This is a genomic window from Micromonospora sp. NPDC005087 (genome assembly GCF_042872965.1).
Classification (GTDB): domain Bacteria; phylum Actinomycetota; class Actinomycetes; order Mycobacteriales; family Micromonosporaceae; genus Micromonospora.
The window spans coordinates 136,994-162,298 of sequence record NZ_JBIALB010000016.1; the positions used below are offsets into that span (position 1 = coordinate 136,994).

General features: G+C 71.4%; 27 protein-coding genes, 1 tRNA gene and 3 pseudogenes. 13 read left to right on the forward strand and 18 right to left on the reverse strand.

Annotated elements, in window-relative coordinates:
- Window positions 1–11 precede the first annotated feature (11 nt).
- From ACFYPS_RS29125 to ACFYPS_RS29150, 6 genes are read right to left on the reverse strand one after another with little or no spacing between them, the layout of a single operon-like run.
- The gene (locus ACFYPS_RS29125; protein WP_354967256.1) at window positions 12–1,550 is read right to left on the reverse strand and encodes a SpoIIE family protein phosphatase; all 1,539 of its coding nucleotides are present in this window, start codon (window positions 1,548–1,550) and stop codon (window positions 12–14) included.
- Between the two features lie 2 nt (window positions 1,551–1,552).
- Window positions 1,553–2,914 (reverse strand): sensor histidine kinase, encoded by a 1,362-nt coding sequence (locus tag ACFYPS_RS29130; RefSeq protein WP_354967255.1) that lies wholly within the window; start codon window positions 2,912–2,914, stop codon window positions 1,553–1,555.
- Entirely contained in the window at window positions 2,911–3,924 is a 1,014-nt protein-coding gene (locus tag ACFYPS_RS29135; RefSeq protein WP_354967254.1) for a SpoIIE family protein phosphatase, read from the reverse strand. The genes ACFYPS_RS29130 and ACFYPS_RS29135 overlap by 4 nt, the downstream gene beginning before the upstream one ends.
- Window positions 3,921–4,340: an ATP-binding protein gene (locus tag ACFYPS_RS29140; RefSeq protein ID WP_354967253.1), complete on the reverse strand. Its 420-nt coding sequence runs from the start codon at window positions 4,338–4,340 to the stop codon at window positions 3,921–3,923. The genes ACFYPS_RS29135 and ACFYPS_RS29140 overlap by 4 nt, the downstream gene beginning before the upstream one ends.
- Window positions 4,337–4,747, reverse strand: coding sequence for an STAS domain-containing protein (locus ACFYPS_RS29145; protein WP_354967252.1), 411 nt, complete (start codon window positions 4,745–4,747; stop codon window positions 4,337–4,339). The genes ACFYPS_RS29140 and ACFYPS_RS29145 overlap by 4 nt, the downstream gene beginning before the upstream one ends.
- Window positions 4,747–5,607: an STAS domain-containing protein gene (locus ACFYPS_RS29150; RefSeq protein WP_354967251.1), complete on the reverse strand. Its 861-nt coding sequence runs from the start codon at window positions 5,605–5,607 to the stop codon at window positions 4,747–4,749. Before ACFYPS_RS29150 ends, ACFYPS_RS29145 begins: the two co-directional genes overlap by 1 nt.
- Before the next feature lie 165 nt (window positions 5,608–5,772).
- Between ACFYPS_RS29150 and ACFYPS_RS29155 the strand changes: the two genes are divergently transcribed.
- Window positions 5,773–6,129 (forward strand): STAS domain-containing protein, encoded by a 357-nt coding sequence (locus ACFYPS_RS29155; RefSeq protein ID WP_354967250.1) that lies wholly within the window; start codon window positions 5,773–5,775, stop codon window positions 6,127–6,129.
- Between the two features lie 13 nt (window positions 6,130–6,142).
- Here the strand turns inward: ACFYPS_RS29155 and ACFYPS_RS29160 are convergent, their stop codons facing one another.
- Window positions 6,143–7,417 (reverse strand): MFS transporter, encoded by a 1,275-nt coding sequence (locus tag ACFYPS_RS29160; RefSeq protein WP_387328514.1) that lies wholly within the window; start codon window positions 7,415–7,417, stop codon window positions 6,143–6,145.
- Window positions 7,418–7,467: 50 nt separating this feature from the next.
- Between ACFYPS_RS29160 and ACFYPS_RS29165 the strand changes: the two genes are divergently transcribed.
- From ACFYPS_RS29165 to ACFYPS_RS29180, 4 genes are all read left to right on the forward strand, one after another.
- On the forward strand, window positions 7,468–8,160 hold the full coding sequence (locus ACFYPS_RS29165) for a FadR/GntR family transcriptional regulator (RefSeq protein WP_354967249.1): 693 nt from the start codon (window positions 7,468–7,470) through the stop codon (window positions 8,158–8,160).
- A gap of 39 nt (window positions 8,161–8,199) precedes the next feature.
- Window positions 8,200–8,661 carry a large conductance mechanosensitive channel protein MscL gene (mscL, locus tag ACFYPS_RS29170; protein ID WP_354967248.1) on the forward strand — a complete coding sequence of 154 codons (462 nt, stop codon included), beginning with the start codon at window positions 8,200–8,202 and terminating at the stop codon, window positions 8,659–8,661.
- 79 nt (window positions 8,662–8,740) lie between these two features.
- Window positions 8,741–8,992, forward strand: coding sequence for a hypothetical protein (locus ACFYPS_RS29175; RefSeq protein WP_089018164.1), 252 nt, complete (start codon window positions 8,741–8,743; stop codon window positions 8,990–8,992).
- An 84-nt stretch (window positions 8,993–9,076) separates the two neighbouring features.
- Window positions 9,077–9,448, forward strand: coding sequence for a hypothetical protein (locus tag ACFYPS_RS29180; RefSeq protein WP_354967247.1), 372 nt, complete (start codon window positions 9,077–9,079; stop codon window positions 9,446–9,448).
- Between the two features lie 95 nt (window positions 9,449–9,543).
- On the opposite strand, the pseudogene ACFYPS_RS29185 reads toward ACFYPS_RS29180, so the two are convergent.
- Window positions 9,544–10,614: pseudogene (locus tag ACFYPS_RS29185) on the reverse strand (benzoate/H(+) symporter BenE family transporter); the annotation flags it as partial.
- A 54-nt stretch (window positions 10,615–10,668) separates the two neighbouring features.
- Between ACFYPS_RS29185 and ACFYPS_RS29190 the strand changes: the two are divergent.
- The 4 genes from ACFYPS_RS29190 to ACFYPS_RS29205 all read left to right on the forward strand — a co-directional run bounded on the left by ACFYPS_RS29190 (window position 10,669) and on the right by ACFYPS_RS29205 (window position 14,585).
- Window positions 10,669–11,232 (forward strand): XRE family transcriptional regulator, encoded by a 564-nt coding sequence (locus ACFYPS_RS29190; protein ID WP_354967246.1) that lies wholly within the window; start codon window positions 10,669–10,671, stop codon window positions 11,230–11,232.
- Window positions 11,233–11,335: 103 nt separating this feature from the next.
- The gene (locus ACFYPS_RS29195; protein ID WP_354967245.1) at window positions 11,336–12,055 is read left to right on the forward strand and encodes a PP2C family serine/threonine-protein phosphatase; all 720 of its coding nucleotides are present in this window, start codon (window positions 11,336–11,338) and stop codon (window positions 12,053–12,055) included.
- A 68-nt stretch (window positions 12,056–12,123) separates the two neighbouring features.
- Window positions 12,124–13,299, forward strand: coding sequence for an enhanced intracellular survival protein Eis (gene eis / locus ACFYPS_RS29200; protein WP_387328521.1), 1,176 nt, complete (start codon window positions 12,124–12,126; stop codon window positions 13,297–13,299).
- A gap of 83 nt (window positions 13,300–13,382) precedes the next feature.
- Complete coding sequence (locus ACFYPS_RS29205) at window positions 13,383–14,585, forward strand: hypothetical protein (RefSeq protein ID WP_354967361.1); 1,203 nt, start codon at window positions 13,383–13,385, stop codon at window positions 14,583–14,585.
- A 2-nt stretch (window positions 14,586–14,587) separates the two neighbouring features.
- Here ACFYPS_RS29205 and ACFYPS_RS29210 read toward each other — a convergent pair whose 3' ends face one another.
- Window positions 14,588–15,670: an NAD-dependent epimerase/dehydratase family protein gene (locus ACFYPS_RS29210; protein ID WP_354967243.1), complete on the reverse strand. Its 1,083-nt coding sequence runs from the start codon at window positions 15,668–15,670 to the stop codon at window positions 14,588–14,590.
- 82 nt (window positions 15,671–15,752) lie between these two features.
- Window positions 15,753–16,055 carry a hypothetical protein gene (locus ACFYPS_RS29215; RefSeq protein ID WP_354967242.1) on the reverse strand — a complete coding sequence of 101 codons (303 nt, stop codon included), beginning with the start codon at window positions 16,053–16,055 and terminating at the stop codon, window positions 15,753–15,755.
- 115 nt (window positions 16,056–16,170) lie between these two features.
- Here ACFYPS_RS29215 and ACFYPS_RS29220 point away from each other — a divergent pair.
- A tRNA-Lys gene (locus tag ACFYPS_RS29220) sits at window positions 16,171–16,242 on the forward strand.
- A gap of 84 nt (window positions 16,243–16,326) precedes the next feature.
- On the opposite strand, the pseudogene ACFYPS_RS29225 reads toward ACFYPS_RS29220, so the two are convergent.
- The 4 genes and pseudogenes from ACFYPS_RS29225 to ACFYPS_RS29240 form a co-directional block, all read right to left on the reverse strand.
- A pseudogene (locus ACFYPS_RS29225) lies at window positions 16,327–17,546 on the reverse strand (tyrosine-type recombinase/integrase).
- Window positions 17,546–17,743, reverse strand: a complete 198-nt coding sequence (locus tag ACFYPS_RS29230; protein ID WP_354967241.1) for an excisionase family DNA-binding protein — start codon at window positions 17,741–17,743, stop codon at window positions 17,546–17,548. Before ACFYPS_RS29230 ends, ACFYPS_RS29225 begins: the two are co-directional and overlap by 1 nt.
- Window positions 17,740–18,111 (reverse strand): annotated as a pseudogene (locus ACFYPS_RS29235) (replication initiator); the annotation flags it as partial. The gene ACFYPS_RS29230 and the pseudogene ACFYPS_RS29235, both read right to left, overlap by 4 nt.
- A complete protein-coding gene (locus tag ACFYPS_RS29240; protein WP_354967239.1) occupies window positions 18,107–19,354 on the reverse strand; it encodes a low temperature requirement protein A in 1,248 nt (415 codons plus the stop codon). The pseudogene ACFYPS_RS29235 and the gene ACFYPS_RS29240, both read right to left, overlap by 5 nt.
- Window positions 19,355–20,327: 973 nt before the next feature.
- Between ACFYPS_RS29240 and ACFYPS_RS29245 the strand changes: the two genes are divergently transcribed.
- Window positions 20,328–20,807: a hypothetical protein gene (locus tag ACFYPS_RS29245; protein ID WP_354967238.1), complete on the forward strand. Its 480-nt coding sequence runs from the start codon at window positions 20,328–20,330 to the stop codon at window positions 20,805–20,807.
- Window positions 20,808–20,949: 142 nt separating this feature from the next.
- Here the strand turns inward: ACFYPS_RS29245 and ACFYPS_RS29250 are convergent, their stop codons facing one another.
- On the reverse strand, window positions 20,950–21,900 hold the full coding sequence (locus tag ACFYPS_RS29250; protein ID WP_354967237.1) for an AraC family transcriptional regulator: 951 nt from the start codon (window positions 21,898–21,900) through the stop codon (window positions 20,950–20,952).
- A gap of 96 nt (window positions 21,901–21,996) precedes the next feature.
- On the opposite strand from ACFYPS_RS29250, the gene ACFYPS_RS29255 reads away from it, so the two are divergent.
- Together ACFYPS_RS29255 and ACFYPS_RS29260 are read left to right on the forward strand one after the other, a co-directional pair.
- Window positions 21,997–22,851, forward strand: a complete 855-nt coding sequence (locus tag ACFYPS_RS29255; protein WP_354967236.1) for an NAD(P)H-binding protein — start codon at window positions 21,997–21,999, stop codon at window positions 22,849–22,851.
- 5 nt (window positions 22,852–22,856) lie between these two features.
- Window positions 22,857–23,357, forward strand: a complete 501-nt coding sequence (locus ACFYPS_RS29260; protein ID WP_354967235.1) for an anthrone oxygenase family protein — start codon at window positions 22,857–22,859, stop codon at window positions 23,355–23,357.
- 5 nt (window positions 23,358–23,362) lie between these two features.
- On the opposite strand, the gene ACFYPS_RS29265 is transcribed toward ACFYPS_RS29260, so the two are convergent.
- The 3 genes from ACFYPS_RS29265 to ACFYPS_RS29275 form a co-directional block, all read right to left on the reverse strand.
- Window positions 23,363–23,563: a hypothetical protein gene (locus ACFYPS_RS29265; RefSeq protein ID WP_354967234.1), complete on the reverse strand. Its 201-nt coding sequence runs from the start codon at window positions 23,561–23,563 to the stop codon at window positions 23,363–23,365.
- Window positions 23,564–23,625: 62 nt separating this feature from the next.
- Window positions 23,626–24,030 (reverse strand): hypothetical protein, encoded by a 405-nt coding sequence (locus ACFYPS_RS29270; RefSeq protein WP_354967233.1) that lies wholly within the window; start codon window positions 24,028–24,030, stop codon window positions 23,626–23,628.
- Window positions 24,031–24,489: 459 nt separating this feature from the next.
- A partial coding sequence (locus ACFYPS_RS29275) for a transposase (RefSeq protein WP_387328530.1) occupies window positions 24,490–25,305 on the reverse strand: 816 nt, incomplete at its 5' end.

Here is a 25,305-nt window from a genome sequence, read left to right on the forward strand (position 1 = left end):
CTGCCGCCGGTTCAGTGCCGGCGCAGCACGATCACGGCCACGTCGTCCTGGATCTCCGGTGGGGCCAGCTCCACCAGCAGCCGGGTGCAGAACCGCTCCAGGTCGGCGTCCACCGTCCTGGACGACGCGGCGAGCGCGGCCAGCCCCTCGTCGATGGTGGCGTCCCGACGCTCGATCAGCCCGTCGGTGTAGAACACCAGCGTGGCTCCGGCCGGCACCACGAACTCCAGGTCGGCCGGACGGGGGGCGCGGACGCCGAGCAGCGGCGCCGAGTGCTGCACGAACTCGACCTTGCCGTCCAGGCTGAGCACCGGCGGCAGGTGACCGGCGCTGGCCAGCCGGACCCGCCCGGTCGGCGGGTGCAGCAGCAGCACGCAGAGGGTGGCCAGCTCGTTCGGCAGCAGGGTCCGCATCAGCTCGTTGACCCGGTGCAGGATCTCGCCGGGCTGGTGCCCCTCGACCGCGTACGCCCGCACCGCGTGCCGCAGCTCGGCCATAACGGTCGCCGCGTGCAGCGAGTGGCCGGCCACGTCGCCGATCGCCAGCAGCAGGTGGCCGTCGAGCATCACCAGCTCGTAGAAGTCACCGCCCACCTCGGTCTGGGCACTGGCCGGCTCGTAGCGCACCGCCAGGTCCAGCCCGGCCACGTCGGGAAGCCGGCGTGGCAGCAGGCTGCGCTGCAGGGTCACCGCGATCCGGTGCTCCTCGTCGAACGAGCGCTGCGCCTCCACGGCCGCCGCCACGGCCTGCGCGAGTTGCACGAGCACCGGGGTCCGGGCGGTCTGGGTGGCGGTCGGGACCACCACGTACAGCGGGGCGCGGTCCTCCCGCAGCCGGGCGGCGGCCACGGTCACCGAGTCGTCCGCCGGCCAGTCGAGCAGCCCCCAACGCGCCGGCGCCTCCACCCGGACGGTGGAGCCGGTGGGCACTCCGGCGTCGTCGACGACCCACGGCACCACGGTGGCCTCGGCGCCGGGCCCCGTGCAGATCCCGGCGAGACAGTCGCCGTCGAACGTCTCGGCGATCACCGCCGCCGGGCTCTTGAAGATCTGCGCGGCGCCCGCTGCGGCGGCCTCCAGCAGCCGGGTGAAGGTCGGCGCGGCGTGCACCGCCACCGTCGTGTCGGCCAGCCCGAGCAGCCGCTCGGCGAGCAGCTCGGCGCGCTGCCGGGCCCGGTAGTAGCGCAGCACCGCCCGGGTGGTGGCGATCAGCTCCTCCGGCTCGATCGGCTCGGTCAGGTAGGCGTCCGCGCCCCGGGTCAGCCCCTGGGCGCGGTCGGCGACGTCCACGGCGTGCGCGGACACATGGATCACCGGCATCGCCGGGTGCGCCGCCTTGATCCGTTCGCAGACCTCGTAGCCACTCACGTCGGGCAGCCGGACGTCGAGCACCACCAGGTCGATCCGGTCCACCTCGACCCGCGCCAGCGCCTCGGCGCCGTTCTCCGCCTCCAGCACGGTGAACCCGGCCCGGGTCAGCCAGCTGACCAGCAGGTAACGCTTTGTCCGACTGTCATCGACCACCAGAACGGTCGCCGGCCCGCCGTCCACCGTCACACTCCGCCCACGGGCAGGGAAACTGTGAACGTGCTGCCCCGGCCCGGCTCGCTGGTTAACTCCAGCGTCCCGCCGAGCAGTGTCACCAGCCGCCGGGCGTACGGCAGGCCGAGGCCGGTGCCGCCGACCCGGGTCGCACCCGGCACCTGGTAGAACTCCTCGAAGATCCGATCGTGCAGCTCGGGGGCGATGCCCGGGCCGGTGTCGCTGACCGTGAAGTTCCACCGGTCGTCCCGCTGCTCGGCCCGCAGTCGCACCTCACCGTGCTCGGTGAACTTCAACCCGTTGTGCAGCAGGTTGCGCAGCACCTGGCCGAGCAGCACCTCGTCGGTACGCAGCACGGCCGGGGCGGGCGGCTCCTCGACCACCAGCTCCACCTCCGGCCGGGTGGCCAGCGCGCGCAGCGTGCCCCGCAGCTGGCCGAAGACCGGGCGCAGGTCCACCTCGGCCCAGTCCGGCTCGATCCGGCCGGACTCCGCCTTGGCCAGGTCGAGCAGCTCGTTGACCAGCGTGAGCAGGTCCGCCGCCGAGGAGCGGATCAGGTCGACCTGGCGAGCCTGCTCGGCGGTGAGCGGGTCGGAGAAGGAGTCGGTGAGCAGCCGCCCCAACCCGATGATCGCGGTGACCGGAGCGCGCAGCTCGTGGCTCACATTGGCCAGGAACCGGCTCTTGGACTCGCTCGCCGCGCGCAGCTGGGCCGACTTCTCGTCCAGCTCGGCGTAGAGGGCGACCACGCCCCGGTTGGTCTCCTCCAGCTCCTCGGTCAGCTGGTTGTAGAGCGCCAGCACGCCCCGGTTGGTCTCGGCCAGCTCCTCGTTCAGCACTGCCAGTTCGTCGCGTTGGCTGCGTACCTCGTCGAGCGCCGCGATGAGCTGCCCGTTCTGCACGGTCAGCTCGTCCAGCGCGCTGGCCGGCGCGGTACGGCCGAGTTCAGCGCGGAACTCGGCGAGCCGCTCCGGGGTTGGCGTCGGCGCGTTGGCCGGGACTCGTCGGGACATCCTCACGACCGTAGCCCCCTGGACGCTCGACACGCTCAGCGTGTCGACCAGCCGGGACACCGCGCCGGACTGCGGCTCGTACCGGCCGTCCGGCAGTGGGGCCGCCGGAGCCAGGTCGGCGCGGAGGTGGAACCGGCCGTCGACACCCGCGTCGACGTGGAAGGAGACGTCCGCTCCCCCGACCGCGTGGAGCAGGTCCCGGGCCACCTCGCTGAGCGCGGTGGCGATCCGGATCTGGTCCTGGTGTTCCAGGCCGACCACCGCGGCCACCTCACGGCCCCGCTGGCGGATCACGAAGATGTCCTGCTCGACCCGCAGCGCCATCTGCAGCAGCGGCTGCGCGGTCGGCTCCCCGGTCATGCCCAGGACCTCGCGACCAGCACGCAGGCGTCGTCGCGCCGTACGCCGGCGTCGCGCAGCAGGGTCGCCGCCATCACCAGCGGGGACCGCTCGGCCAGGCCCGGGTAGTCGGTCAACCGCCAGCGGTCGACCACTCCGTCGCTGTGCATCACCAGCCGGGCGCCCGGGCCGAACGGGTAGTCGTACCCCCGGATCGTCGGCCGCTGGTGCCCGGCGATGCCGGGCAGCGACACCAGCCCCCGGCGCTGACCGTCGCCCTCGACCACCACGCCGGTGATGTTGCCCAGCCCGGCGTAGTGCAGCAACCCGGCCTCCGGCGCCAGCTCGGCGACCGCCAGCGCCGCACCGCGGGTGTACGACATGGACCGGTGCAGATGGCTGACGACCGTTGCCGGCGGGCCGGCCGGCGCGTCGCGGAACGCGGCCAGCGCCGCCTCGGTGGCGGCGGCGGCCAGCGGGCCGTGCCCCAGGCCGTCGCTGACCAGCACCTGGTGCCGGCCGTCGGCGACCCGGACGGCGTACCCGTCACCGCAGACCGTCTCGCCGGTCAGCGGACGGGTGAGGGCACCAGCCCAGGACGGCTGGGCCGGCTCGGCGGGCCAGACCTGCACGGCGAGGACGGTGCCCCGGCCGGGCAGCGAGTATCCGTCGAACCAGCTCGCCTGCCGGACGATGGCCCCGAGTCCGATGCCGAGCGTGCCGGCGGTGGAGTGCCCGTCCTGGGAGGAGACGCTCAGGTCGGCCATGCCGGGCCCGGAGTCGATGGCCACCAGCTCCACGCCGGCCTGCCCGGCGCGGCGTACCGGCCGGAGCAGCAGGACACCGTCCTCGGCGTGCTTGACCAGGTTGCTGGTCAGCTCCGCGGCGACGATGGCCAGGTCGGCGATGCGCGGCTGGCCCAGCTCCACCTGCTCGCCGAGGCGCTCGGCGGCACGCCGGACGGAGCTGGCCGTGCTGCCGGCCTCCACCCGGAACCAGACGCCGCTGTCGGTGACCGGGTCCCCGTTCACCGCGACCACTTGGTGACCGAGATGCGGGTGCCGGTCTCCGCCGACGTCTCGATCTGGAACTCGTCGACGAGTCGCCGGGCGCCGCTGAGACCGAGACCGAGCCCGCCGCCCGTGGTGTAGCCGTCGGTGAAGGCCAGGTCGAGGTCGGGGATGCCGGGCCCGGAGTCGACGAAGACGATCCGGACCCCGCGGCGCCGTCCGTTGTCCACGGTCGTCACCTCCACCGTGCCGCCGCCGCCGTACACCAGGGTGTTGCGGGCCAGCTCGCTCGCCGCGGTGACCACCTTGGTCTGGTCGACCAGGGAGAGCTTGACGGCCACCGCCACGGCGCGGACCAGCTGCCGGACGCGCACCACGTCCTCGTCACTCCGGATCGCCTGCGCCTGCGGGTGACCCAGGTCGAGGCCCGCGGTCACGGCGTGGCCGTCTCGGCGTCCGGATCGTCGTCGAGCTGGTAGTCGAGCTCATCGGCGCGGGCCGCCGCGACCAGCTCCATGCCGCGCTCGACGTTCAGCGCGGTACGGATGCCGTTCAGCGACAGCCCGAGTTCGACCAGGGTGATGGCGACCGCGGGGCGCATCCCGACCACCACCGTCTCCGCGTCGAGCACCTTGGAGATCGACGCGATGGTGGAGAGCATCCGCCCGACGAAGGAGTCGACGATGTCCAGCGCGGTGATGTCGATGATCACGCCGTGGCAGCCGGTGGCGACGATCCGCTCGGCGAGGTCCTCCTGGAGCTGGACCGCGGTCTGGTCGGACATGTCGAGCTGGATGGAGACGAGCAGGATGTCACCGATCTTGAGGATCGGCACGCGCTCCATCAGGCGTCCCGGCGCGGCTGGCGGCGGGCGGTCTCCACCCCGTTGAGTCGCAGCACGTGGCGCAGCGCGTCGGCGAGGCTCGCCTTGGTGGCGATGTCACCGAACTCGATCCCGAGCGCGACGATGGTCTGCGCGATCTGCGGACGGATGCCGGAGATGATGCAGTCGGCGCCCATCAGACGAGCGGCCACCACGGTCTTCAGGATGTGCTGGGCGACCTGGGTGTCAACCGCCGGGACGCCGGTGATGTCGATGATCGCGTACGGGGAGCCGGTGTCGACCAGGGTCTGCAGCAGCCGCTCCATGACCACCTGGGCCCGGGCCGAGTCCAGGGTGCCGACCAGCGGGACGGCGACCACGCCCTCCCAGAGCTTGACCACCGGCGTGGAGAGCTCGAGCAGCTGCTCGGCCTGGTCGGCGATCAGGCTCTCCCGGGTGCGGACGAAGCTCTCGAAGGTGAACAGCCCCAGCTCGTCGACCAGACCGGAGAAGGCGACGTAGTCGCGCAGCGCGTTGTCGCCGCCGGCCTCCTCCACGAGCCCGACCAGCACCTCCTTGAGCGCGAAGACGCTGATCGCGGTCTCGGTGGCGGAGAAGCCCTGCCGGGCCCGGCCACGGGACAGGTCGGAGAGCGCGGCGCGCAGCTCGGCGGCGTTGTCGGCGGACAGGTCGATCGCGCCGTGCTCGCCGGCGGCGACGAGGGCGCTGTGCAGATCCTGGACCTGCCGGCGCAGCTCAGCCTGACTCAACCGGCCGCGCAGCGAACGGGCGACGATCTCGGTCCACCGCTGCGTGACCCGCTCGGCGTGTCCGCCGAGCAGCGCGGCGAGCCGACCACTTTCCTCGGCGCTCAACGCCATTGCGAAACCCCCCTCGACCTGGACCGGGCGGACTCTATCACCGGGGGCTGCTGCACTACTTGCCCCGCAGCAATGGAATGACGATGGTCACCGGATCCCGGCTCCCGTTCTGCGTGTGACCCCCATCGTGGGATACCGTTCCCCCGATAACAGGAGGTCTGGCGAATGTCCTTGACGGTGCACACGGAACAGCGCGGCGACGTGGTCGTCGTGTCGGTCGCGGGCGAGTTGGACATGGCGACCGCACCCCAGTTGCAGGACCAGATCACCGACCTGCTCGACAAGGGCCGCAACCGGCTGGTGTTCGATCTGGCGGAGGTCTCGTTCTGCGACTCGACCGGTCTGTCGGTCTTCGTCCGCGCCAAGAACAGCTGCGACGAGGCCGGCGGCGTGGTGCGGCTGGCCGCCCCGCAGCGGGGGGTGCTGCGCATCCTCGAGGTGAGCGGTCTGGTCGAGGTGCTGCAGACCTACCCGACGGTGGATCAGGCCGTCGCCGGCGACCCGACGCCGGCCTCCTCCTGACCGCTGCCGCTCCTCACTCGTCCTCGACGTAGCGGGGACGGGCGATCGCCATGCCCGCCGCCGTCTGCACGGCGAGCGCGACCAGCAGGAACCCGATCGGCGCGGTCCAGGCGCCGGTGACCTCGTAGAGGATGCCGACCAGCAGCGGGCCGAGGGCGGCGATCACGTACCCGGTGCTCTGCGCGAACGCGGACAGCGCGACGGTCCCCTCGGCGGTCCGTGCGCGCAGGCCGATGGTGGTCAGGATCATCGGGAAGGCGCCCTGGCCGATCGCCAGCAGGATCACCCAGAGCACGGCAGCGCCGTGCGGGGCCAGCGCCAGCCCGAGGTAGGCCAGCGCCGACGCGGTGGTCAGCCCGAGCACCAGCGGGCGCAGCGTCGCCAGGCGGCCGGCCACGGTGGGCATCAGCAGCGCGATCGGCACGCCGAGCGCGGTCACCCCGGCGAGCAGCAGCCCCGCCGACTCGGGCTGGTAGCCGGCGTCCCGGAACAGCTGGGCGAGCCAGCCCATGATCGCGTACCCGCTGAGCGACTGGGCGCCGAAGTAGAGGGCCATCGCCCAGCCCAGGCGCGTCCGCGCCGGCCGGACCCGCGCCGCCGGGGCGACGGCCGCCGTCGGGGTCGCCCGCCGCGCGGACGCCCGGGTCCGCAGCGCCAGCGGCACCCACGGGAGTACGGCCACCGCGGCCATCGCGGCCCAGATGCCGAGCCCGGCCCGCCAGGACCCGAAGGCGTGCGCGATCGGCACCGCGGAGGCGGCGGCCACCGTCGTGCCCGCGGTCAGTGCCATCGTGTACGCCCCGGTGACCAGGCCGGTGCGGTGCGGGAAGTGCTGCTTGACCAGCATCGGCAGCAGGATGTTCGCGACCGCGATGCCGGCCAGCGCCAACGCGCTGGTGAGCAGGAAGACCCAGGTCGAGTCGGTGGTGACCCGGAGCACCTGACCGGCGACGAGGGCGAGCATGGCGACCACCAGGATCCGGGCCGGCGCCACCCGGCGGACCAGCCACGGGGTGAGCGCGCCGAGGCCGGCGAACGCGATGGTCGGCAGGGTGGTGACCAGGCCGGCGGTGGTTCCGGAGAGCCCCAGCCCGTCGCGGACCTCGTCGAGTAGGGCGCCGAGGCTGGTCACCGCGGCGCGCAGGTTGAGCGCGACCAGCAGCATCCCGACCAGCACGAGCGCGCCGCCGGTCGCCGGGTGGGTCCGGCGGCCCGCGCCGGGGTCGCTCGCCAGGGCGGGATCGACGGGGGCGGGCGGCGCCGGAGCGGCGGTCGGTGGCGGGGTCATGACCTCTAACCTACAATCATGGGATGAATTCGGGACCGGTGATGTAACCAGTGCCACCGTCGGTCGATTCCTCCTCCGCGCCGCCCGTGCCGCCCCGCGGCCATCGGGTCCGGCAGACCACTGAGCAGCTCCGGGCCCGGATCCTGGGCGGCGAGTGGCCGGTCGGCGGGCGCATCCCCACCGAGCCACAGCTGGTCGCCGCGCTGGGCGTCGGGCGCAACACGGTCCGCGAGGCGGTCCGCGCCCTGGTGCACGCCGGGGTGCTGGAGTGCCGGCAGGGCTCCGGCACGTACGTGGTGTCCACCGACGAGCTGGCGCCGGTCGTGGCCCGCCGGCTCGGCGACGACCGGATGACCGAGGTGATCGAGGTACGGCGCGCCTTCGAGGTGGAGGCCGCCCGGCTCGCCGCGCTGCGGCGTACCCCGGAGGACATGGCGGCGCTCGACGGCGCGCTCGCCGAGCGCGAGGCGGCCTGGCGCGGCGGCCGGGTGGACGTGTTCGTCGAGGCGGACGCGGCGCTGCACACCGCGGTGGTCGCCGCCGCGCACAACGCCATGCTCGCCGAGCTGTACGCCTCGGTCGGCACCGCCCTGCGCAGCACGGTCGCCCAGGCGATGGGGGACGCGCTCACCCCCGAGCGCTACGTCGACCACACCCGGCTGGTCGAGGCGATCCGGGCCGGCGACCCGGGGCGGGCAGCGATCGAAGCCGGCGCTTTTCTGGAGCCCGCCGGAGGGGCATAGGTTGTGCCGGACGGAAAACCGGACACCTCGGGAGTACGGATGCTCAAGGGCTTCAAAGACTTCATCATGCGCGGCAACGTCATCGACCTGGCGGTCGGTGTCGTCATCGGCGCCGCGTTCACGGGCGTGGTCACCGCTCTCACGAACTCGTTCCTCAAGCCGATCATCAAGCTGGTCGGCGGCGGGGAAGACCAGTTCGCTGGCCAGTGGGAGATCAGCAAGGGCAACTTCATGGACTGGGCGGGGTTCATCAACGCCCTGATTACCTTCCTGCTCACCGCGGCGGTGCTCTACTTCTTCGTGGTGTTCCCGATGAACAAGCTCGCCGAGCGGCGGCAGCGGGGCGAGGAGCCGCCACCGGCGGCGCCGAGCGAGGAGATCAAGCTGCTCACCGAGATCCGGGACGCGCTGCTCTCCGCCGGTCACGCCACCCCTGGCCAGCAGCGCGGTGCGCTCGACGACGTGCTGGGCCGCCGCACGGAGCCGCCGGCGCCGCGCTGACCGACGGATGCACATCGGCCCCTGTGGGATTCCCGCAGGGGCCGCACCTTCTCGTACGTGTGTTCGATAGAGTCCGCCCATGGAGCAGCGGAAGCACTGGTGGAACGGGAAATGGGGGCGGCTGGCCCGGCGGGACGTCTTCCTCCGGGTGGACGCCGACCGGTGGCACGTCGAGCAGCGGGCCGGCGGCGCCGAGGGCATCTCCCGGTTCTACGAGTACGGCAGTGCGGACGAGGCCGAGGAGACGGTCCGGGCGCTGCTCGACGGCCCGGACACCTGGCGCGAGCTGTCCCCGCGCCCGCCGGGCGGCTGGACCCTCCCCAACAGCTGAACGGGCGGGAGCGGCCGGCTGACTGAGCGTCGGGCGGGGCGGCGACGGCGTTTAGCGGCGTACCGCCCCGGGAACCGCGATGGGATGGATCAGCAGGACGAGCAGCAGGCGACCATCTCGCGGATCACCACCGGGATGCCGGTGATCGACCCCGCCGGCGCCGAGGTCGGCACGGTGGATCTCGTCCAGCGGGGCGACCCGTACGCGGTGACCGTCCAGACACCGGCCACCGACCCGGGCAGCAGCCTGGACGAGCTGATCGAGGCCACCGCGGTCGAGGAGCCCGACGTGCCGGCCGATCTGGCGGCACGGCTGCTGCACAGCGGCTACCTGAAGGTCTCCACCGAGTTGGTGGACGCCGGCGCGGTGTACGTCCCGGCCGACCGGATCGCCGCCGTCTCGGACGGCCGGGTGCGCCTCGCGGTCGGCGTGGCCGACCTGCCCGCCGAGGAGTGAGTCCCCGCCTGATCCCCTGCGCGGCGGAAGAGCAGCAGCATCAGGCAGCCGGCGACCAGACCCCAGAACGCGCCGCCCACACCGAGCAGCGTCACCCCGGAGGCGGTCACCACGAAGGTGACCACGGCGGCCTCCCGGGTCGCCGGGTCGGTCACCGCCGAGGCGAGCGCGGTGGCCAGCGCGCCCAGCAGCGCCAGCCCGGCGACCGCCTCGATGAGGATCGGCGGGGCGACCGCGACCAGCGCGGTGGCGACGCCGGCACCCAGCCCGAGCACGGCCAGGCCGACGCCGGCGGTTACCGAGGCGACCCACCGGCGCTCCGGGTCCGGGTGCGCGTCGGGGCCGGCGGCCAACGCGGCGGTGATGGCCGCGAGGTTCACCGCGTGCCCGCCGGCCGGGACGGCCAGCAGGCTGGCCAGACCGGTGGCCCGCAGCGCGGCGCCGAACGGTGGGCGGTAGCCGTAGCCGACCAGCACCGCCATGCCGGGCACGTTCTGCGCCGCCATGGTGACCAGGAACAGCGGGAGGGCGAGCCCGACCAGCGCGGACGCGTTCCAGGCCGGCGCGGTCAGGGCGACCGACGGGGTCAGTGCGGCACCGGTCAGGCCCGCCGGCGGCGCGGTCAGCGCGATCGCCGCCACCGCCACCAGCAGCGCGCCGGGTACCGCCCAGCGGCGGGCGTACCGGTGCAGCAGCAGCCAGCCGACCACCACCGGGCCGGCCACCGTGGGCAGCTCGACCAGCGCGCGGACCGGCGCGGTGCACAGCGGCAGCAGCACCCCGGCGAGCATCGCGCCGGCCACCGGCTTCGGGATGGCCGCCACCGCCCGACCGAGTGGCGGGAACAGTCCGGCCGCCACGATCAGCAGGCCGGAGACGAGGAAGGCGCCCACCGCGACCGGCCACCCGCCCGGCGGTGACCCGGTCGCCACCAGCAGTGCCGCGCCCGGCGTCGACCAGGCGACGCTCATCGGCATCCGGTACCGCCAGCCGAGCCAGGCGGCGGCCAGCCCGGACGCCACGCAGAGGGCGAGCAGGCCGGAGGCCGCCTGCGCGTCCGACGCGCCGGCTGCCCGGAGGCCGGCCAGCACGACGGTGAACGAGCTGGCGAAGCCGACCAGGGCGGTCACCACCCCGGCCAGCAGCGGTTGCACCCGTCCGGCCATCCCAACCTCCCACTGTTCCGTTTACGGAACGACAGCGTGTAGCACGATAGCCGGGTGCCGCACCGACCACCAGCCCGCCGTCCGGGCCTCGACGTGGATCCCGCCGTCGTCGGCCGCCGGGTCCGCGCCCTGCGCGAGGAGCGGGGGATCTCGCTGTCCACACTCGCCCGACTCGCCGGCGTCGGGAAGGCCACCCTCTCCGGCCTGGAGCACGGCACCCGCAACCCGACCCTGGAGACGCTCTGGGCGGTCACCGCGCAGCTCGGCGTACCGCTGACCGCAGTGCTGGCCGAGCCGGCCGCCGCGCCCACCACCGTGCACGGCACCGCGGTCAGCGCCACCCTGCTGGAGGTGTTCACCGACGCCGACGCGACCTACGAGCTGTACCGGATGCGGGTCGCGCCCGGGCCGGGGCAGCTCTCCCCCGCCCACCAGCCGGGGGTCACCGAGCACATCACCGTCTTCGCCGGAGTGTTGCGCGCCGGCCCGGCCGACGCGCCGCTGACCGCACCGGCCGGCGGTCACATCCGCTGGGTCTCCGACGTGCCGCACAGCTACACGGCGGTGGGTGACGAGGAGGTCGCGGCCAGCCTGCTGCTGCGCTATCCACGCCGCTGAGCCACGGCCCGGTGGGCCCGAACGTGCACATCGGCAGCATTTCTCGACCCTTCGCAGTAGTGCGTAGAGACGAAGACGGGGTGTTCTTGGCAAGCTTGACCCCATGACGCTGATCCTCCGCTCGGTCATCCTCAACGACATCGGCCTGATCCGGACCAACAACGAGGACTCCGCCCTCGCCGGTGACCGCCTGATCGCAGTCGCCGACGGCATGGGCGGGCTGCCCGCGGGCGAGGTGGCGAGCGAGATCGTGATCCGGATCCTGGACGAGCTGGCCCCACCCACCGACTCCGACGGGGCCGCCGACGCCCTGCGCGCCGTCGTCAGCACCGCCAACCAGCGCATCCACGCCGCCATCACGGTCGACCCGACCCGCGAGGGGATGGGCACCACGCTCACCGCGGCGCTGCTGGCCGGCGAGACGCTGGTGCTGGCCCAGGTCGGCGACTCCCGCTGCTACCTGCTGCGCGACGGGGAGCTGACCCAGCTCACCCGGGACGACACCTTCGTCCAGTCGCTGGTCGACCAGGGCTCGCTCTCCCCCGAGCAGGCCCGGCACCACCCTCAGCGGTCCCTGGTGACCCGGGCCGTGCAGGGCGCCGACACCCCACCGGCGATCGGCGTGCTGACCGTGGTCCCCGGCGACCGGCTGCTGCTGTGCAGCGACGGGCTCTCCGACTACGTCGAGGACGAAGCCATCGGCGCGACGCTGGGCATGTACACCGACCGCCAGCAGTGCGGCGAGCAACTGGTGAAGCTCGCCCACCACGCCGGCGCACCGGACAACGTCACCGTCGTCGTCTCCGACGTCGGCACCCGTTGACGGATTCACCCAATCCGGTTGCGGCCGATGTCGGAGCCGGTTGGGATGGGTCGATGACCATCCGCCGGGTGACCGACGACGACCGTCTCACCACCAGCTTCCCGCTGGCCGCATACGCCTTCGAGTCGTCGCCGCTCGGCGCCGCCCGGATTCAGGAGTTCCGCGACTACCTGCCCTACCACGAGGGCAACCGGACGCTGATCGCCGAGGAGAACGGCGACACGCTGGCCGCCGTCACGGCCATCCCGATGCGGCAGAACCTGCGCGGGATGGTGCTGCCGATGGCCGGCGTCGCCGGGGTGGCCACCCATCCACTGGCCCGCCGCCAGGGGCACGTCCGGACGCTGCTGCACCAACTCCTCGACGAGATGCGCGACGAGGGGCACGCGCTCAGTGCGCTCTACCCGTTCCGGCCCAGCTTCTACGCCCGGTTCGGCTACGTCGGGTTGCCCAAGCCGCGCAGGGCCACCTTCACCCCGGCGAACCTGGGGTCGCTGCTCCGCGCGGACCTGCCCGGCGAGGTGGGCTGGGAGCGCATCGCCGCCGGCTATCCGGCGTGGCGCGCCTTTACCGAGCGCTGCCTCCACGAGCGGCACGGGTTCTCGACCTTCCCGGACTACCGGGCCGTCGGGCTGCGCGACCGGGACGAGTACTGGCTGGTCACCGCCCGGGTGGCCGGCGAGGTCACCGGCGCGGTGACCTACCGGATCGACGAGCACGGCGGCACGCTGCACGGCAACGAACTGCTGGTCACCGACCCGCTCGCGCGGACGCTGCTGTTGCAGTTCTTCGCCCGGCACGTCGACCAGGTCGAGCGGATCACCGTCCAGGTCCCGCCGGACGAGTTGCCGGAGCTGTGGTTGACCGACCTGGACGTGCACGTCGAGGCGCGAACGGTCGTGCCGAGCTCGTCCGCCCCGATGGCCCGGGTGCTGTCGCTGGACGCGTTGCGAGGGCTGCCCGCCGGGCCCGGCCGGGTACGGATCGAGCTGACCGGGGACCGCTGGTTGGCCGGCACCCACCTGCTGGACGGCACGACCGGTGCGCTGGAGCTGGTCGCCGACACCGCCGGCAGCGCGCCGACCGCCACGCTCACGGCCGCCGGGCTCTCCGCCCTGGCGTACGGGGTGCTGGATCCGGCGGAGCTGCCGTTGCGGGGGTTGGGCGAGGTGCCGGCGGACGCCGCCGCGGAGCTGCGGAGCATCTTCCCGCGCGGAGTGCCGTACCTCTTCGCCGACTTCTGACCCCCCCAGCCTTAGCCACGGGTTAAACCCGCATGGCGAATTCGCTCCCGCGCCGTCGCGGCTCCTAGCATCACGGGGTGCGCATGACGTCGCTTGTCGCCCTGCTCGTCCTCGGTGTCGCCACCGCGACCCTGCCCGCCTGCGCGCCCGACGACCCGGCTCCGGCCGCCTCGCAGCCCAGCCCGTCGGCCGAGCCGGAGGCGCTGGCCACCGGCGAGCAGGGCGTCGCCCCGGCGGCCCGGGACGGCCTCGGTGGCCCGGGGGCCAGCCCGAGCCCGAAGCCGGCCGGCAAGGCGCTCGCGGCCGGCAACCCGAACGGCAACGCCACCGTGCCGGCCGAGGCACGGGCGGTGGACACCTCGAAGTCGACCCGGACCATCGGCTCCGGCACCCCGGCGAGCTGCACCTCCGCGGCGGTGGTGAAGGCCGTCGCCGCCGGCGGCATCATCACGTTCAACTGCGGGCCGGCCCCGGTGACGATCAAGATGGCCGCCACCGCGAAGGTCCGCAACGCCAACGGGCCGAAGGTGGTGCTGGACGGCGGCGGCAGGGTGACGCTGAGCGGCCAGGGGAAGCGCCGCATCCTCTACATGAACACCTGCGACGAGGCCCAGGGCTGGACCACATCGCACTGCCAGAACCAGGACCATCCGCAGCTGACCGTGCAGAACCTGACCTTCGCCGACGGCAACTCGACCGGGGACAAGGTCGAGGGCGGCGGCGGTGGGGCGATCTTCGTACGCGGCGGGCGGCTCAAGGTGGTCAACTCGCGGTTCGTCCGCAACCGCTGCGACCGGACCGGCCCCGACCTGGGCGGCGCGGCCATCCGGGTGCTCAGCCAGTACGAGAACAAGCCGGTGTACGTGGTTGGCAGCACCTTCGGCGGCTCCGCCGGCCAGGGCGGCTCCTGCTCCAACGGGGGCGCGCTGAGCAGCATCGGCGTCTCCTGGGTGGTGCTGAACAGCGTGCTCAGCCACAACGAGGCGATCGGTAGCGGCGCCAACCCGGCCAAGTCCGGCACGCCCGGCGGCGGCAGCGGCGGCGCGATCTACTGCGACGGCAACGAGTTCACCGTGCGGATCGCCGGCACCATCATCGAGAACAACAAGGCCAACGAGGGCGGCGGCGCGATCTTCTTCGTCAGCAACAACCGCACCGGCACCATGACGATCGAGAAGTCCACCCTGCGCCGCAATCCGAGCGCCAAGTTCGAAACCCGCGGCTTCCCCGGCATCTTCTTCCTCGGCGCCCGCAACCCCACCGTGAGCGGCTCGAAACTGAGCTGACCTCAGTACGGGTTGCCCTGGCCGGCGGCGCGGGCGCGGAGCAGACCGCCCGGCCGGCCGGGCAGGTTCGACGCGCCGGACAGCGGCGGGCTGGTGGTGTGGTCACCGCCGGCCATCCCGGCAAAAAGTTCCTTGAGCGCGGTGAGCGAACTGATCTTGGGATGCCAGTCCAGCTCCGTCTCCGCCCGCTCGCTGGACATCAGCGGCGCGTTCAGGCCCAGCTCGACCCAGCCCGCGTCCACGGGTTGCAGCCGCGCCCGCCAGGTCAGCGCCGCCGCCACCCGCAGCACCGGCGCGGCGACGGGCACCGTCCAGCCATGGAAGTGCCGGGCCACCAGCTCCGGGGTGAGCACCGGGTCCGCGGCGACGTTGAAGGCGCCGCGCGCGTCACCCAGCACCGCCCTGGCGTACGCGTCAGCCACGTCGTCGGCGTGCACCGCCTGCATCCGCAGCCGGCGGTGGGTGGGCACCAGCGGGATCCGGCCGAAGCGCAGCAGCCGCACCGGCGCCAGCGGGCCGAGAAAATAGCGGGTGATCTCCGCGCCGGCGTCCCGCTGGAAGATCAGCCCGGGTCGCAGCCGAACCACCCGCAGCGTCGGGTGGTCCTGCTCGATCCCGTCCAGCAGCGCCTCCACCTCCGCCTTGTTCTCGCTGTACGACGAGCCGGGCACCCCGGTCGCCGGCCAGCGCTCACTCACCGGGTGGTCCTTCGGGCCGGGAGCGTACGTCCCGACCGAGGAGGCGTACACCAGCGCCGGCACGCCCACCCGGACCAGCGCGTCGAAGACCGCCCGGCTGCCGTCGACGTTGGTGCGGCGCAGCACCCGCTGGTCGTGACTGGGCTGGATCTGCCAGGCCAGATGCACCACCGCGTCCGCGCCGGCGAACACCTCAGCGAGCTGCCCGACCGCCCCGGGAGAGCCGATGTCGCAGGAGTGCCACTCCACCTGGTCGTACGGCTCGCCAGCCTCCGGGCCGGGCAGCCGCCGAGCCACCCCCACCAGCTCCACGCCCCGCTCCCGGCGCAGCCGCCGCAGCAGCGCCGTACCGACGTTGCCGCTCGCCCCCACCACCACGATCCGCATGTCCGACCCCGTACCCGCCCAGCCGCCCGCCAACCGCCCGGCCCGGCGCGGCGCGGCGCGGCGCGGTTTGATCGACTCGGGATCAAGGGCGGGGCGAGTCCCGGACCCAGCCGTGCTTCTCCTTTCCCCGCCGCCCGGCCGTCGCCGCGAGACAGCGAGGGCAGATCCAACCGATCGGGTCGGCCTCGGTGAGCACGTCGGTGCCCGAGTAGTCGAAGCGCACGTGCGGAAAGCGCCGCAGACGGGTCCGGCTGAGCGCCAACCCGCAGACGGTCTGGTTCTGGCCGGGCAGCCAGGCGTGCACTTCCCCGCCCGGCCCACGTACGCCGTCCGGCCCGACCTCCTCGCCGGACGCCGCCACCGCCGGGGTGCCGCTCAGTTTCATGCCCGGTCTGGTTCCCCACCCGCCCGCACCCATGCAACGTGCGGCAGGCAGGCATCGACCGACCGGCCGGAAGCCGAGAGTCGTCGGCGGGCACCGTCCGGTAACCTGAGCGCGCGGGCCGCTAGCTCAATGGCAGAGCTGTGGACTTTTAATCCATAGGTTCAGGGTTCGAGTCCCTGGCGGCCCACTCCTCCGCAGGTCAGCGGCCCTTTCGAGGGCCGCTGGAGCCGCGATCTTGGCTGGTACAGCGGCGAAGTACAGCAGTAGCGCCTTACCGGTCCAGCGCGCTGCCGAGCCGCTTGAGGGCGTCACGGGTGGCCGCCGAGGAGACCACCGTGTAGATCTCCATGGTGATGGCGAACTGCGCGTGCCGGAGGATCTGCATCGCCACCCGGGGGTGCACGTCCAGGTCGGCCAGGAGTGACGCGCAGGTCCGCCGGGCGTCCCGGACGGTGATCCGTCGGACCCCGGCCGCGTCGCAACGCCGGTCACAGAAGCGGTTCACGTTGCGCGGCTCGACCGGGCGGCCGTAGCGGGTGGTGAAGATGAGGTCCGACGGCTGCCAGGCCGAGCCGGCGGCGTCCCGGGAGGCGTTCTGGGCGGCACAGCGGCGGCCGAGCGCCACGGTGCAGACGTCCGGCAGCGGCAGGGTGGCGTCCGAGGCGGCCGTCTTAGTCTCCCGGTGCAGCAGTTCGGCACCGACCCGCTGGAGCTGCCGATCGATGGTCAACTCCCCCGCGTCGAGGTCGACATCAGCCCAGGTGAGCCCCAAAATCTCGCCCTTGGGCAGACCGAGCACCAGGACCAGGACGTACGCGGCGTAGAGCGGGTCGTCGTCGGCGCGGGCCGACTCCAGAAACCGCCGAGCCTCGTCGCTCGTCCATGCCTTCCGCTTCCGCTTCCGTACCGGGGGCAGCTTCACCAGGGAGGCGACGTTGCGGGTGATCAGCCCTTCGGTGATCGCCTGGGACAGCAGCGTCCGGAGCACGGTTCGCAGGTGCGTGACGCTGGTTGCCGAGGGCAGGTCCTGGCAGCAGCGGCCGAGGGCACAGCAGCGACGTTGGGCAGGCTTGCGCCGCTCGTCCTTGCCCTGGGCGCAGCACTGGCAGGTCCGCCCGACCTCGTTGATCCACGTCTGGACATCGCTGACCCGGAGCTTGTCGAGGCGCTTCCGGCCCAGCCCCGGCACGAGGTAGAGCCGGACCACCACCTCGTAGGTCACGTAGCTGCCCGGGGCGAGGTTCGGCTTGACGATCTCGCGCAGCCAGTAGCCGGCGTACTCCCCACCGTCGGGGAGCGGGTCGCCACAGGGCCGGCCTTGGCCTGCCCGTGCAACTTGATCCACTTGTCGTGGACCTCCTCGCGGGTCTTGCCGTAGACCCACTTCCGGCCCCGCTTGCCGTCCGGCTTCTCGACCCAGACGTACGCGGCGAAGCCGTTCCGGTACGGGAAGATCGAGCCTTCGCCGTTGGCACGAGCGCGTGCGGGCATCAGGCAGCCTCCCGGCGTTCGACCCGTTCGCGGATGTAGTCGTCGACCCATTCGGGGAGGATGCGGCGGTACTTGCCGTCCTTGATGGAGCGCGGCTCGCCGGTGGCGATCTTCATCTTGACCTTGGACAGACCGAAGCCGAGCAGGACGGCGACCTCGGCGGGCGAGTACCAGCGCGGGGTGAGGTCTCGGCTCATGCGGCGGCCCCGACGAGCCATGCAGCGTGGGCGACTTCTTCCCGGCCGACGCGTCGGCTCTCTCGTCGCTGTCTGGCGGCGGTGTTGGCAAGCAGGGCGTCACCGTCGCTAAGCCAGCCGGACCCGATGTAGGTGAGGGTGCCGCCGGTGATGGCATTGGTGGTGTCGTCGTCTCCGGTGCGGCGGTAGGTGGCTCGGGTACCTGGAAGCAGGCCGAAGGTGACGGAGTAGCGGCGGGCCTTGGTGACGAAGTGACCGCCAAGGCCGAGCATGTGTGCCCAGCGCCGCAGGCCGGCGTAGGCGTTGGATTCGGTGTCAAGGTGGGCTTGACGGTCTCCGGCCGTTGCGGCGCCGTTGGCGGCCTTACGGCGGCATGCTTTCGCCTGTCGCGATAGATTGTCCGCCTGTCGGCGCCACAATGGCCGGGTGTCGGTGCATGCGGACCGTATCTGAGATGGCGGTGCCGAGAAGGGCCGCGGTGGTGGCGCTTGCCACTGCCAACGGCGACAGTGGAAGCATCCCCGGTGCCTTGGCGGCCAGTATGAGCACTGCCGGTGCGATGGCGACCAGTAGAAGCATTGCAGAAATCAGCCGACCTGCGTGTACGCGGGCGAAGACGGCGCGTTCGAAGGCGGCACGCCCGAGCAGAAACAGCGCGGGCCCGCCGAGAATGACGACGACCCAGGCCGGTTCTGTATGTCCCGTTGGATGGATGATGGTGAGGTCCTGGCCCACAGCGGTGACCACGACTCCGGCCACCATGATTACGTGTGATTGTGATACCGCTCGGGCCAGCCGGACCGGCGCGCGGGCCTTTGCGGCAGCTGCGTCCATGAACTCACCGGCCCGGTAGATATAGATCCGCCACAACAGCACCGTGATCAGGAATGCCACCGCGAACGCCGCGTTGCGGTGGGCCTCGAAGTCGCCGGCGCCGTGTGCGACTCCCGCGATCAGGATCAACTCGCCGAGCGCGACGGTGAACAACTGCCGATAGCGTTCAGCCAGATGCTCGCTTGTGTTGACAACCAACGACGTGGTCATGCGGCCGAGCCCGGGTACGGGGAAACCGATCCTGGTGGCGGTGTATTCCAGGACTACCGCGGCCGCCCACAGCGCTAGGCGTCCTGTGCCTTGTGCGAATGCCCCCGTAATCCACGGCACGGCGGATATCCCGTACCAGATCAGCGTCAGACTGGCGTCGCGGCGATGCACCTCTTGACCGCCTATGGCGATGATCAAGAAAAGATTGCGGCCGATGTGGATTGCGATGTACGTGCCGGCGAAGAGTAGCCCTCGCTCGCCGAACGCGTCGGCCATGGCGGCGGCAAGCACCAGGCTGCCCACCATGGTGGCGAAGATCAGCAGTTCGATCGACGGCTTCATAGGATCGAACACGTCGCACATAGCCGCGGTAAGGCTCCAGATAGAGAATACCGCTAGCAGCAATACCATTGTTTGTACGGCGCCGATCCAGCTGAGGTGCTCTCCCAGTTCGCGCGACAGCCGGGTAAGCGTGAACACAAACGCCAGGTCGAAGAAGAGTTCCAGGAACGTCGCACGTTGCGACGTCCCTTCAGTGCGTAGCACCTTGGCCCGCGCCGTCGTCATCGGACTGTACTCCTATAGATTTATTTCAGTCTAACGTTGACGCGTGCCACATCCCATGCTCGGTTATGCGGATAACCCATCCCTCTACCGCTGGCCACCATCCCTGACGAGGCATGCATGGCGCCGTGTTCACTTCCCGCCGATTGATGCTTTCCAGCGCTCGACGCCGCATGCGCCGTGCCAAACGTCCGTTCTAGGTAGTAGCCTCTATTTTGAGGTATCTTAACTAGTAAAAGACTGACTCGGGACGTGATCCAACGACGGGCCGGAGTTACCGCCCGGTGGGCCGCCGACCCTTTTGCGCGGGCGGCCCGTGCTGGGAAGCTGTTCTCGGCGATGCTGCATGGGCAGGCCGTGGTCATCCGCCCAGACCCGCGTCCCGGATACCACCACCGAGGTCACCCAGGTCGACGCCCCACCGGACGTGGTGGACCTACCGGGGCGGTGGTTACTGGCGACGCCGCGCACGCGCAGACCGACACCGCCGACCTATGTCTGCCGCGGCGACGGCGGCTACGTGTTCACCGACAAGGGCAATCAGCCGTCGCTGTTCGCCGAACAGTTCCGACACGGACACCGAACGCCCTGCTTGTCATGCCTGCCACTACTGCCCGCCGATAGGCAACGACGGGTGCGCCTCCGGCGGGGCCTCGGGCACTCCGGGATGGCTGGGAGAGGGAGCCGGCAGGGTGCGTGGCGGCATGGCGGACAAGATCATCAGGTACAGATCCACTACAACTGAGAGCAATCAACGGCGACAAGCGTTAGCAAACATCGGCAGGTCACGCCCTGCTCACAGCGTCGATGGGTCTGATTGATGACGTTCTCTCGCTACGCCGGGTGTAAGGGGTTCAAATCCCCTCAGCTCCACCCCAGGTCAAAGGCCGTTTCCGCTAGTCGGAGACGGCCTTTTTCGATCTTGTACAGCAGCAAGGAACAGCAGCTCACAGGAACTGCTCGCCGAGCCGGGTGGGTGCCGTCTCGGATCGACTGCAACGACCTGTCCGACGGCTACGACAGGCTGCTCGACATCAAGCGCGAGTCGGACTTCATCATGGTGTCGTGGAACCACTTCCACCACCACAGCAAGTCGGCCCTGGTCGGCCACTCGGACAACTACCCGGCCGACCTCGGCAAGCTGCGGGTGACGTACCACCACAACTTCTTCGACGGCACCGACCAACGACACCCCCGGGTGCGTTTCGCCGACCTGGTGCACGTCCTGAACAACTACTACCGAAACGCCCTCTACGGGATCGCCTCCACGAGAACGCCGGCGTGCTGGTGGAGGGGAACTACTTCGAGAACGTGGCCCACCCGAGCTACGTCGGTTACGACAAGAGCGGCCCCGGCCGGCTGGTCGAGCGCAACAACAGGTACGTCAACTCGGCACTCCGCAGACTGCCGGCACCGTGGTCGAGCCGCGCACCTACTACCCGTACACGGTCGATGATCCCGGCACCGCCCCGGCGAGGGTCACGGCCGGTGTGGGCGTCGGCAGGATCGGTCTCTAGACCGCCGCCGACGCGGCCGACCGGGTCCGGGGCGACGACACCGTCGCCCCGGACCCAGTGACCGCCGGAGGGCGAGCGGGTTCAGACCGCCGCCAACCCCTCCACGTGGATCCGGTGTTCGGCCGGGCTGACCCCGCGTACCCGCTTGAACGCGGCGCTGAGCGCGAACGGACTGCCGTAGCCGACCCGGCGGGCCACCGCGCTGATGGTGGCGTCCGGCTCTCTCAGCAGATCGGCCGCCAGGGCGAGTCGCCAACCGGTGAGGTACGCCATCGGCGACTCACCGACAAGCTCGGTGAACCGGCGGGCCAGCGCGGCCCGGGACACCCCGGTACGGGCGGCGAGCGTCGCCACTGTCCAGGGGTGGGCCGGTTGGTCGTGCAGCAGTCGCAGCGCCAGGCCCACCACCGGATCGCCGTGTGCCCGGTACCAGGTCGCGGCCGCCGCCTCCGGACGGGAGAACCAGGCCCGTAGTACGGCGATGAGCAGCAGGTCCAGCAACCGGTCGAGGACCACCTCCTGGCCCGGCTCGTCCTTGTCCATCTCGTCGGCGAGCAACGGGACCAGCGGGCTGTTCCACGCCTCATCCGGCAGCACCAGCAGCGCCGGCAGCACCCGCAGCAGGCGCTGGCTCACCTCCCCGTGGAACTGGTAGGTGCCGCTGAGCAGCACGGCCGAGCCGTCCAGCCGCTCGCCCCAGGTGCGTACGCCCAGGTCCATCACGGCGCATAACTCTTCCCCGGCCGGAGTGGTGCTGCGCTCGCCGGGGTGAATCACCGCCTGCGGCGGAGTGCCCGGATCGTCGGCGATCGTGTACGGCTCCGGACCCCGGATGACCGCCACATCGCCGGGGCGAAGCCGGACGGGGGCGCCGGTGTCCGGCACCACCCACGCGTCACCACGGAGCACGGACACCAGGGTGAGTGGTGCGCGATCCTGGATCCGTACCGACCACGGCGGGTCGAACACCGATCGGAGCAGGAACGCGCCGCGCGCTCTCGGCCCGTCCAACAGCCCCGCCAGTGCGTCCACACGCCCCAAGCTAGAAGAACCCTGGTGAGACGCCCAGACATGGAGCCGAGCGTCTCACTCATTCCCGGTCAGGCCCCGCCCGGCTTGACTAGTGACATGAGAGAGAACGTGCACGAACAGCCCATCCTGGTCCTCGGCGGCACCGGCAAGACTGGTCGTCGCGTGGTGGACCGCCTCACCGCCCTCGGCCGTCCGGTACGGGTCGGTTCCCGCTCCGGCGAGCCACGGTTCGACTGGACCGACCAGAGCACCTGGGCCGGCGTGCTGGAAGGGGTCGGGTCGGTGTACCTGGTGTACTACCCGGACCTGGCCGCACCGGACGCCCCCGCCACAATCCGCGCGTTCGTCGAGCAGGCGGTGGCCGGCGGCGTCGAGCGGATTGTCCTGCTCTCCGGCCGGGGCGAGGAGGCGGCTCAGCTCTGCGAGCAGGTGGTACAGCGATCCGGCGCGAAGTGGACGATCCTGCGGGCGAGCTGGTTCAGCCAGAACTTTAGCGAGGATTTCCTGGTGGACTCGGTGCGCGGCGACGAGATCGTGCTCCCGGCCGGCGACGTCGGGGAGCCCTTCGTCGACGCCGACGACATCGCCGAGATCGCGGTCGCGGCGCTGACCGAGGCGGGCCACGTGGGTCAGCTCTACGAACTGACCGGGCCCCGGCTGCTCACCTTCGCCGAGGCGACCGCCGAGATCGCCAAGGCGGTCGGGCGACCGATCACCTACCAGTCGGTCTCCCCACAGGAGTACGCCGAGGTAATGGCGCGTTACCAGGTGCCCGCCGAGCTGGTGGCCGTCCTGACAGACCTGTTCGGCAAGGTCCTGGACGGGCGCAACGCCCACCTGACCGACGGTGTGCGACGCGCTCTGGGCCGCCGGCCCCGGGACTTCGCGGACTATGCGCGGGACGCCGCCGCCACCGGCGTCTGGGCGACCGAACAGCCGGATCGGGGCTGATCGTCATGAGTACGCTGGCAGCCTGGTCGGCGGCGGTGACCCTGGCGGTGACCGGTCTGATCGCAGGGGTCTACTACGCCTTCTCCGTGTCCGTGATGCCCGGGTTGAACGCGACCGACGCCGGCACCGCGATCCGGGCCATGACGAGCATCAACCAGAAGATCCAGAATCCGCTCTTCTTCGTCACCTTCTTCGGTCCCATCCTCGCGGCTACGATCACCGGCGTACTGCTGCTGATCCTCGGCCACCGTCCGGCGGCGCTGCTGTTCTTCCTGGCCGGGGCCGCGTACCTGGTGGGCGCGTTCATCCCGACGGTGACCCTCAACGTGCCGATGAACGATGCGCTCGACGCGACCGGTGTGCCGACCGACCCGGCGGAGGCGGCGCGGATCTGGGCGGACTACGCCTCTCGCTGGACCTGGTGGAACACCGTGCGCGCCGGGGCGAGCGTGGTAAGCCTGCTGCTTGCCGGATTCGGCGTCTACCTCTGGGGCAGCCAGCGGTGACCACGTCACCCCGGCGGCGCACGGATCGGGGCATGCCCAGCGGATCGGTCAACCGGGCCTGCGGCCTCGACCAGGATCCGCTGGGCGTGCGCGACGAAGGGCCCGTCGGTCTGGATCCGCTCGTGCAGGGCGGCGAGCTGGTCGCGGTACCGCTCGACGGTGAAGTCGGGCACGATCCAGACCACCTTCCGCAGGAAGTGGACCACGGCACCGATGTCGTGGAAGACGGGCCGGCATCGACCGGGCCGGCGGGCCACACCGGTCGGCCTCAGTGTCGGGTGTCGCGGCCGTGCAGCCAAGGCGCGATGACCACAGTGGGCAGGGCGAGAAAAATGGCGATTAGATGGGCGGCCCAAGCCCATGGAGCGAGGCTGGCCCCGTCCATCCCTGCGTGGTCGATGAGAAGCGCCCAACCGCACGGGATGAATAGCAATCCCATCGCGACGGCACCCACCCATAGCAAAGCCAGTGAACGACGGATAGTGGCTGTCATCAAAACGACCGTCACCGCGGCCGGTACGCCCAACAACGCGCTCGCCTGGCTCCAGTCGATACCCTGAGGGGCGGAGGTTCCAACACGAAGATCGGCGTCAGCTAAGGCCCAGCTCCAACCGGCCGCGATGTTGGCGAGGCTGAGAAACGAACCTGCCCACATGAACCAGACAGCTCTCACGGCGGCAGCATAGTCATCGCGTCACATGCCCTTCGGTGACCAACTGAGTGACGACCGGTGCGGACGCCAGCGGACAAGGGCGGACGATAGCGGACCGTTGCGGCAGGCCACGGGCCACGAAGCCGCAGCTCACGTGGAAGTGTTGGTTGCCTGGGGGTCAAGGGGTCGACAAGGACCAGGTCCAGGCCGTCACCAGGCCGTCGGAGGCCGATCGTCAGCGACCAACGACGACCACTGGTGACGACGTCTGCCCTGATTGCAAGGCGTGACCTGCCCGATCACCAGGCCGGCCGGGTCCTTCTTACCTGTAGTTGGTGAATTGAGGGGATGCTGCCGACAGCATCGCTGCGCAAGGGCCGAGGCCGAATAGGACGCGGACGCGATCGGGCATAAGGCAGTGCGTGCCCGCCCGAGGCTGGGCGGGGAACTCCCGGGGCGGTAGGCATGAGTAGCCCTGTGTCAAGCGGCGGAGGCGAGAAGGGCCTGCAGAGCTCGGTGGCGGGTGGGGTCGTAGGCGACGCCGTCTTGCCAGCAGCGCCAGATCACGTGTAGCCAGGCGCGGGCGAGGATTCGCGTGGCGTGGGGGTGGTCGTGGCCCCGAGCCCGGGCCCGCCGGTAGAGGTCGGCGGCCCAGGGGTTGGCGTGGTGGGAGTCGCCGGCGAAGTCGATGACCGCTGCACGGAGTTGTTTGTCGACGGCCCAGCGAAAGCCGACGACTTTCACCTTCCCGGACTGCCTGGTCGAGGGCGCAGCCCCGGCCAGGCAGGTGAGTGCCTCCGGCGTCGGGAAGCGGCCGCGGGCGTCACCGATCTCAGCCAGAAGCCGGGCCGCTCGCACGATCCCAGCCCGGGGCAGGGACGTGAACACCGCCGCGTCGGCATGCTGCAGCAACTGGATCTCGATCTGCTCCTGCAGCGCGCTGATCTGCTCCCGCAGGGCGGTAAGCCCAGCCACCAACGCAGCGGTGACGTGCGCCCGGGCGGTGGCTTCAGGACCGGTGGTCCCGCGGGTAGCCGCAAGCAGATGGGCGTGCAGCAGCCCGGCTCGTGCCGGGTTGGGGTAGGAGACGCCGCGCAGCCAGTTCTGCAGTCTGCGTGGCGACAGCCAGTCGACCTTGTCCTGAGTCGCGAACCGGGTGAGGAAACTCAGGGTGATCGCGGAGTCGATGTCGCGGAACAGCCCGATCACGCCGGGCAGAACATGTTCGAGGTGGGCGCGGAGCTGATTGGCCATCGCGACACGGGCGGCGATGAGGTCCTTGCGGGCGCGGACGGT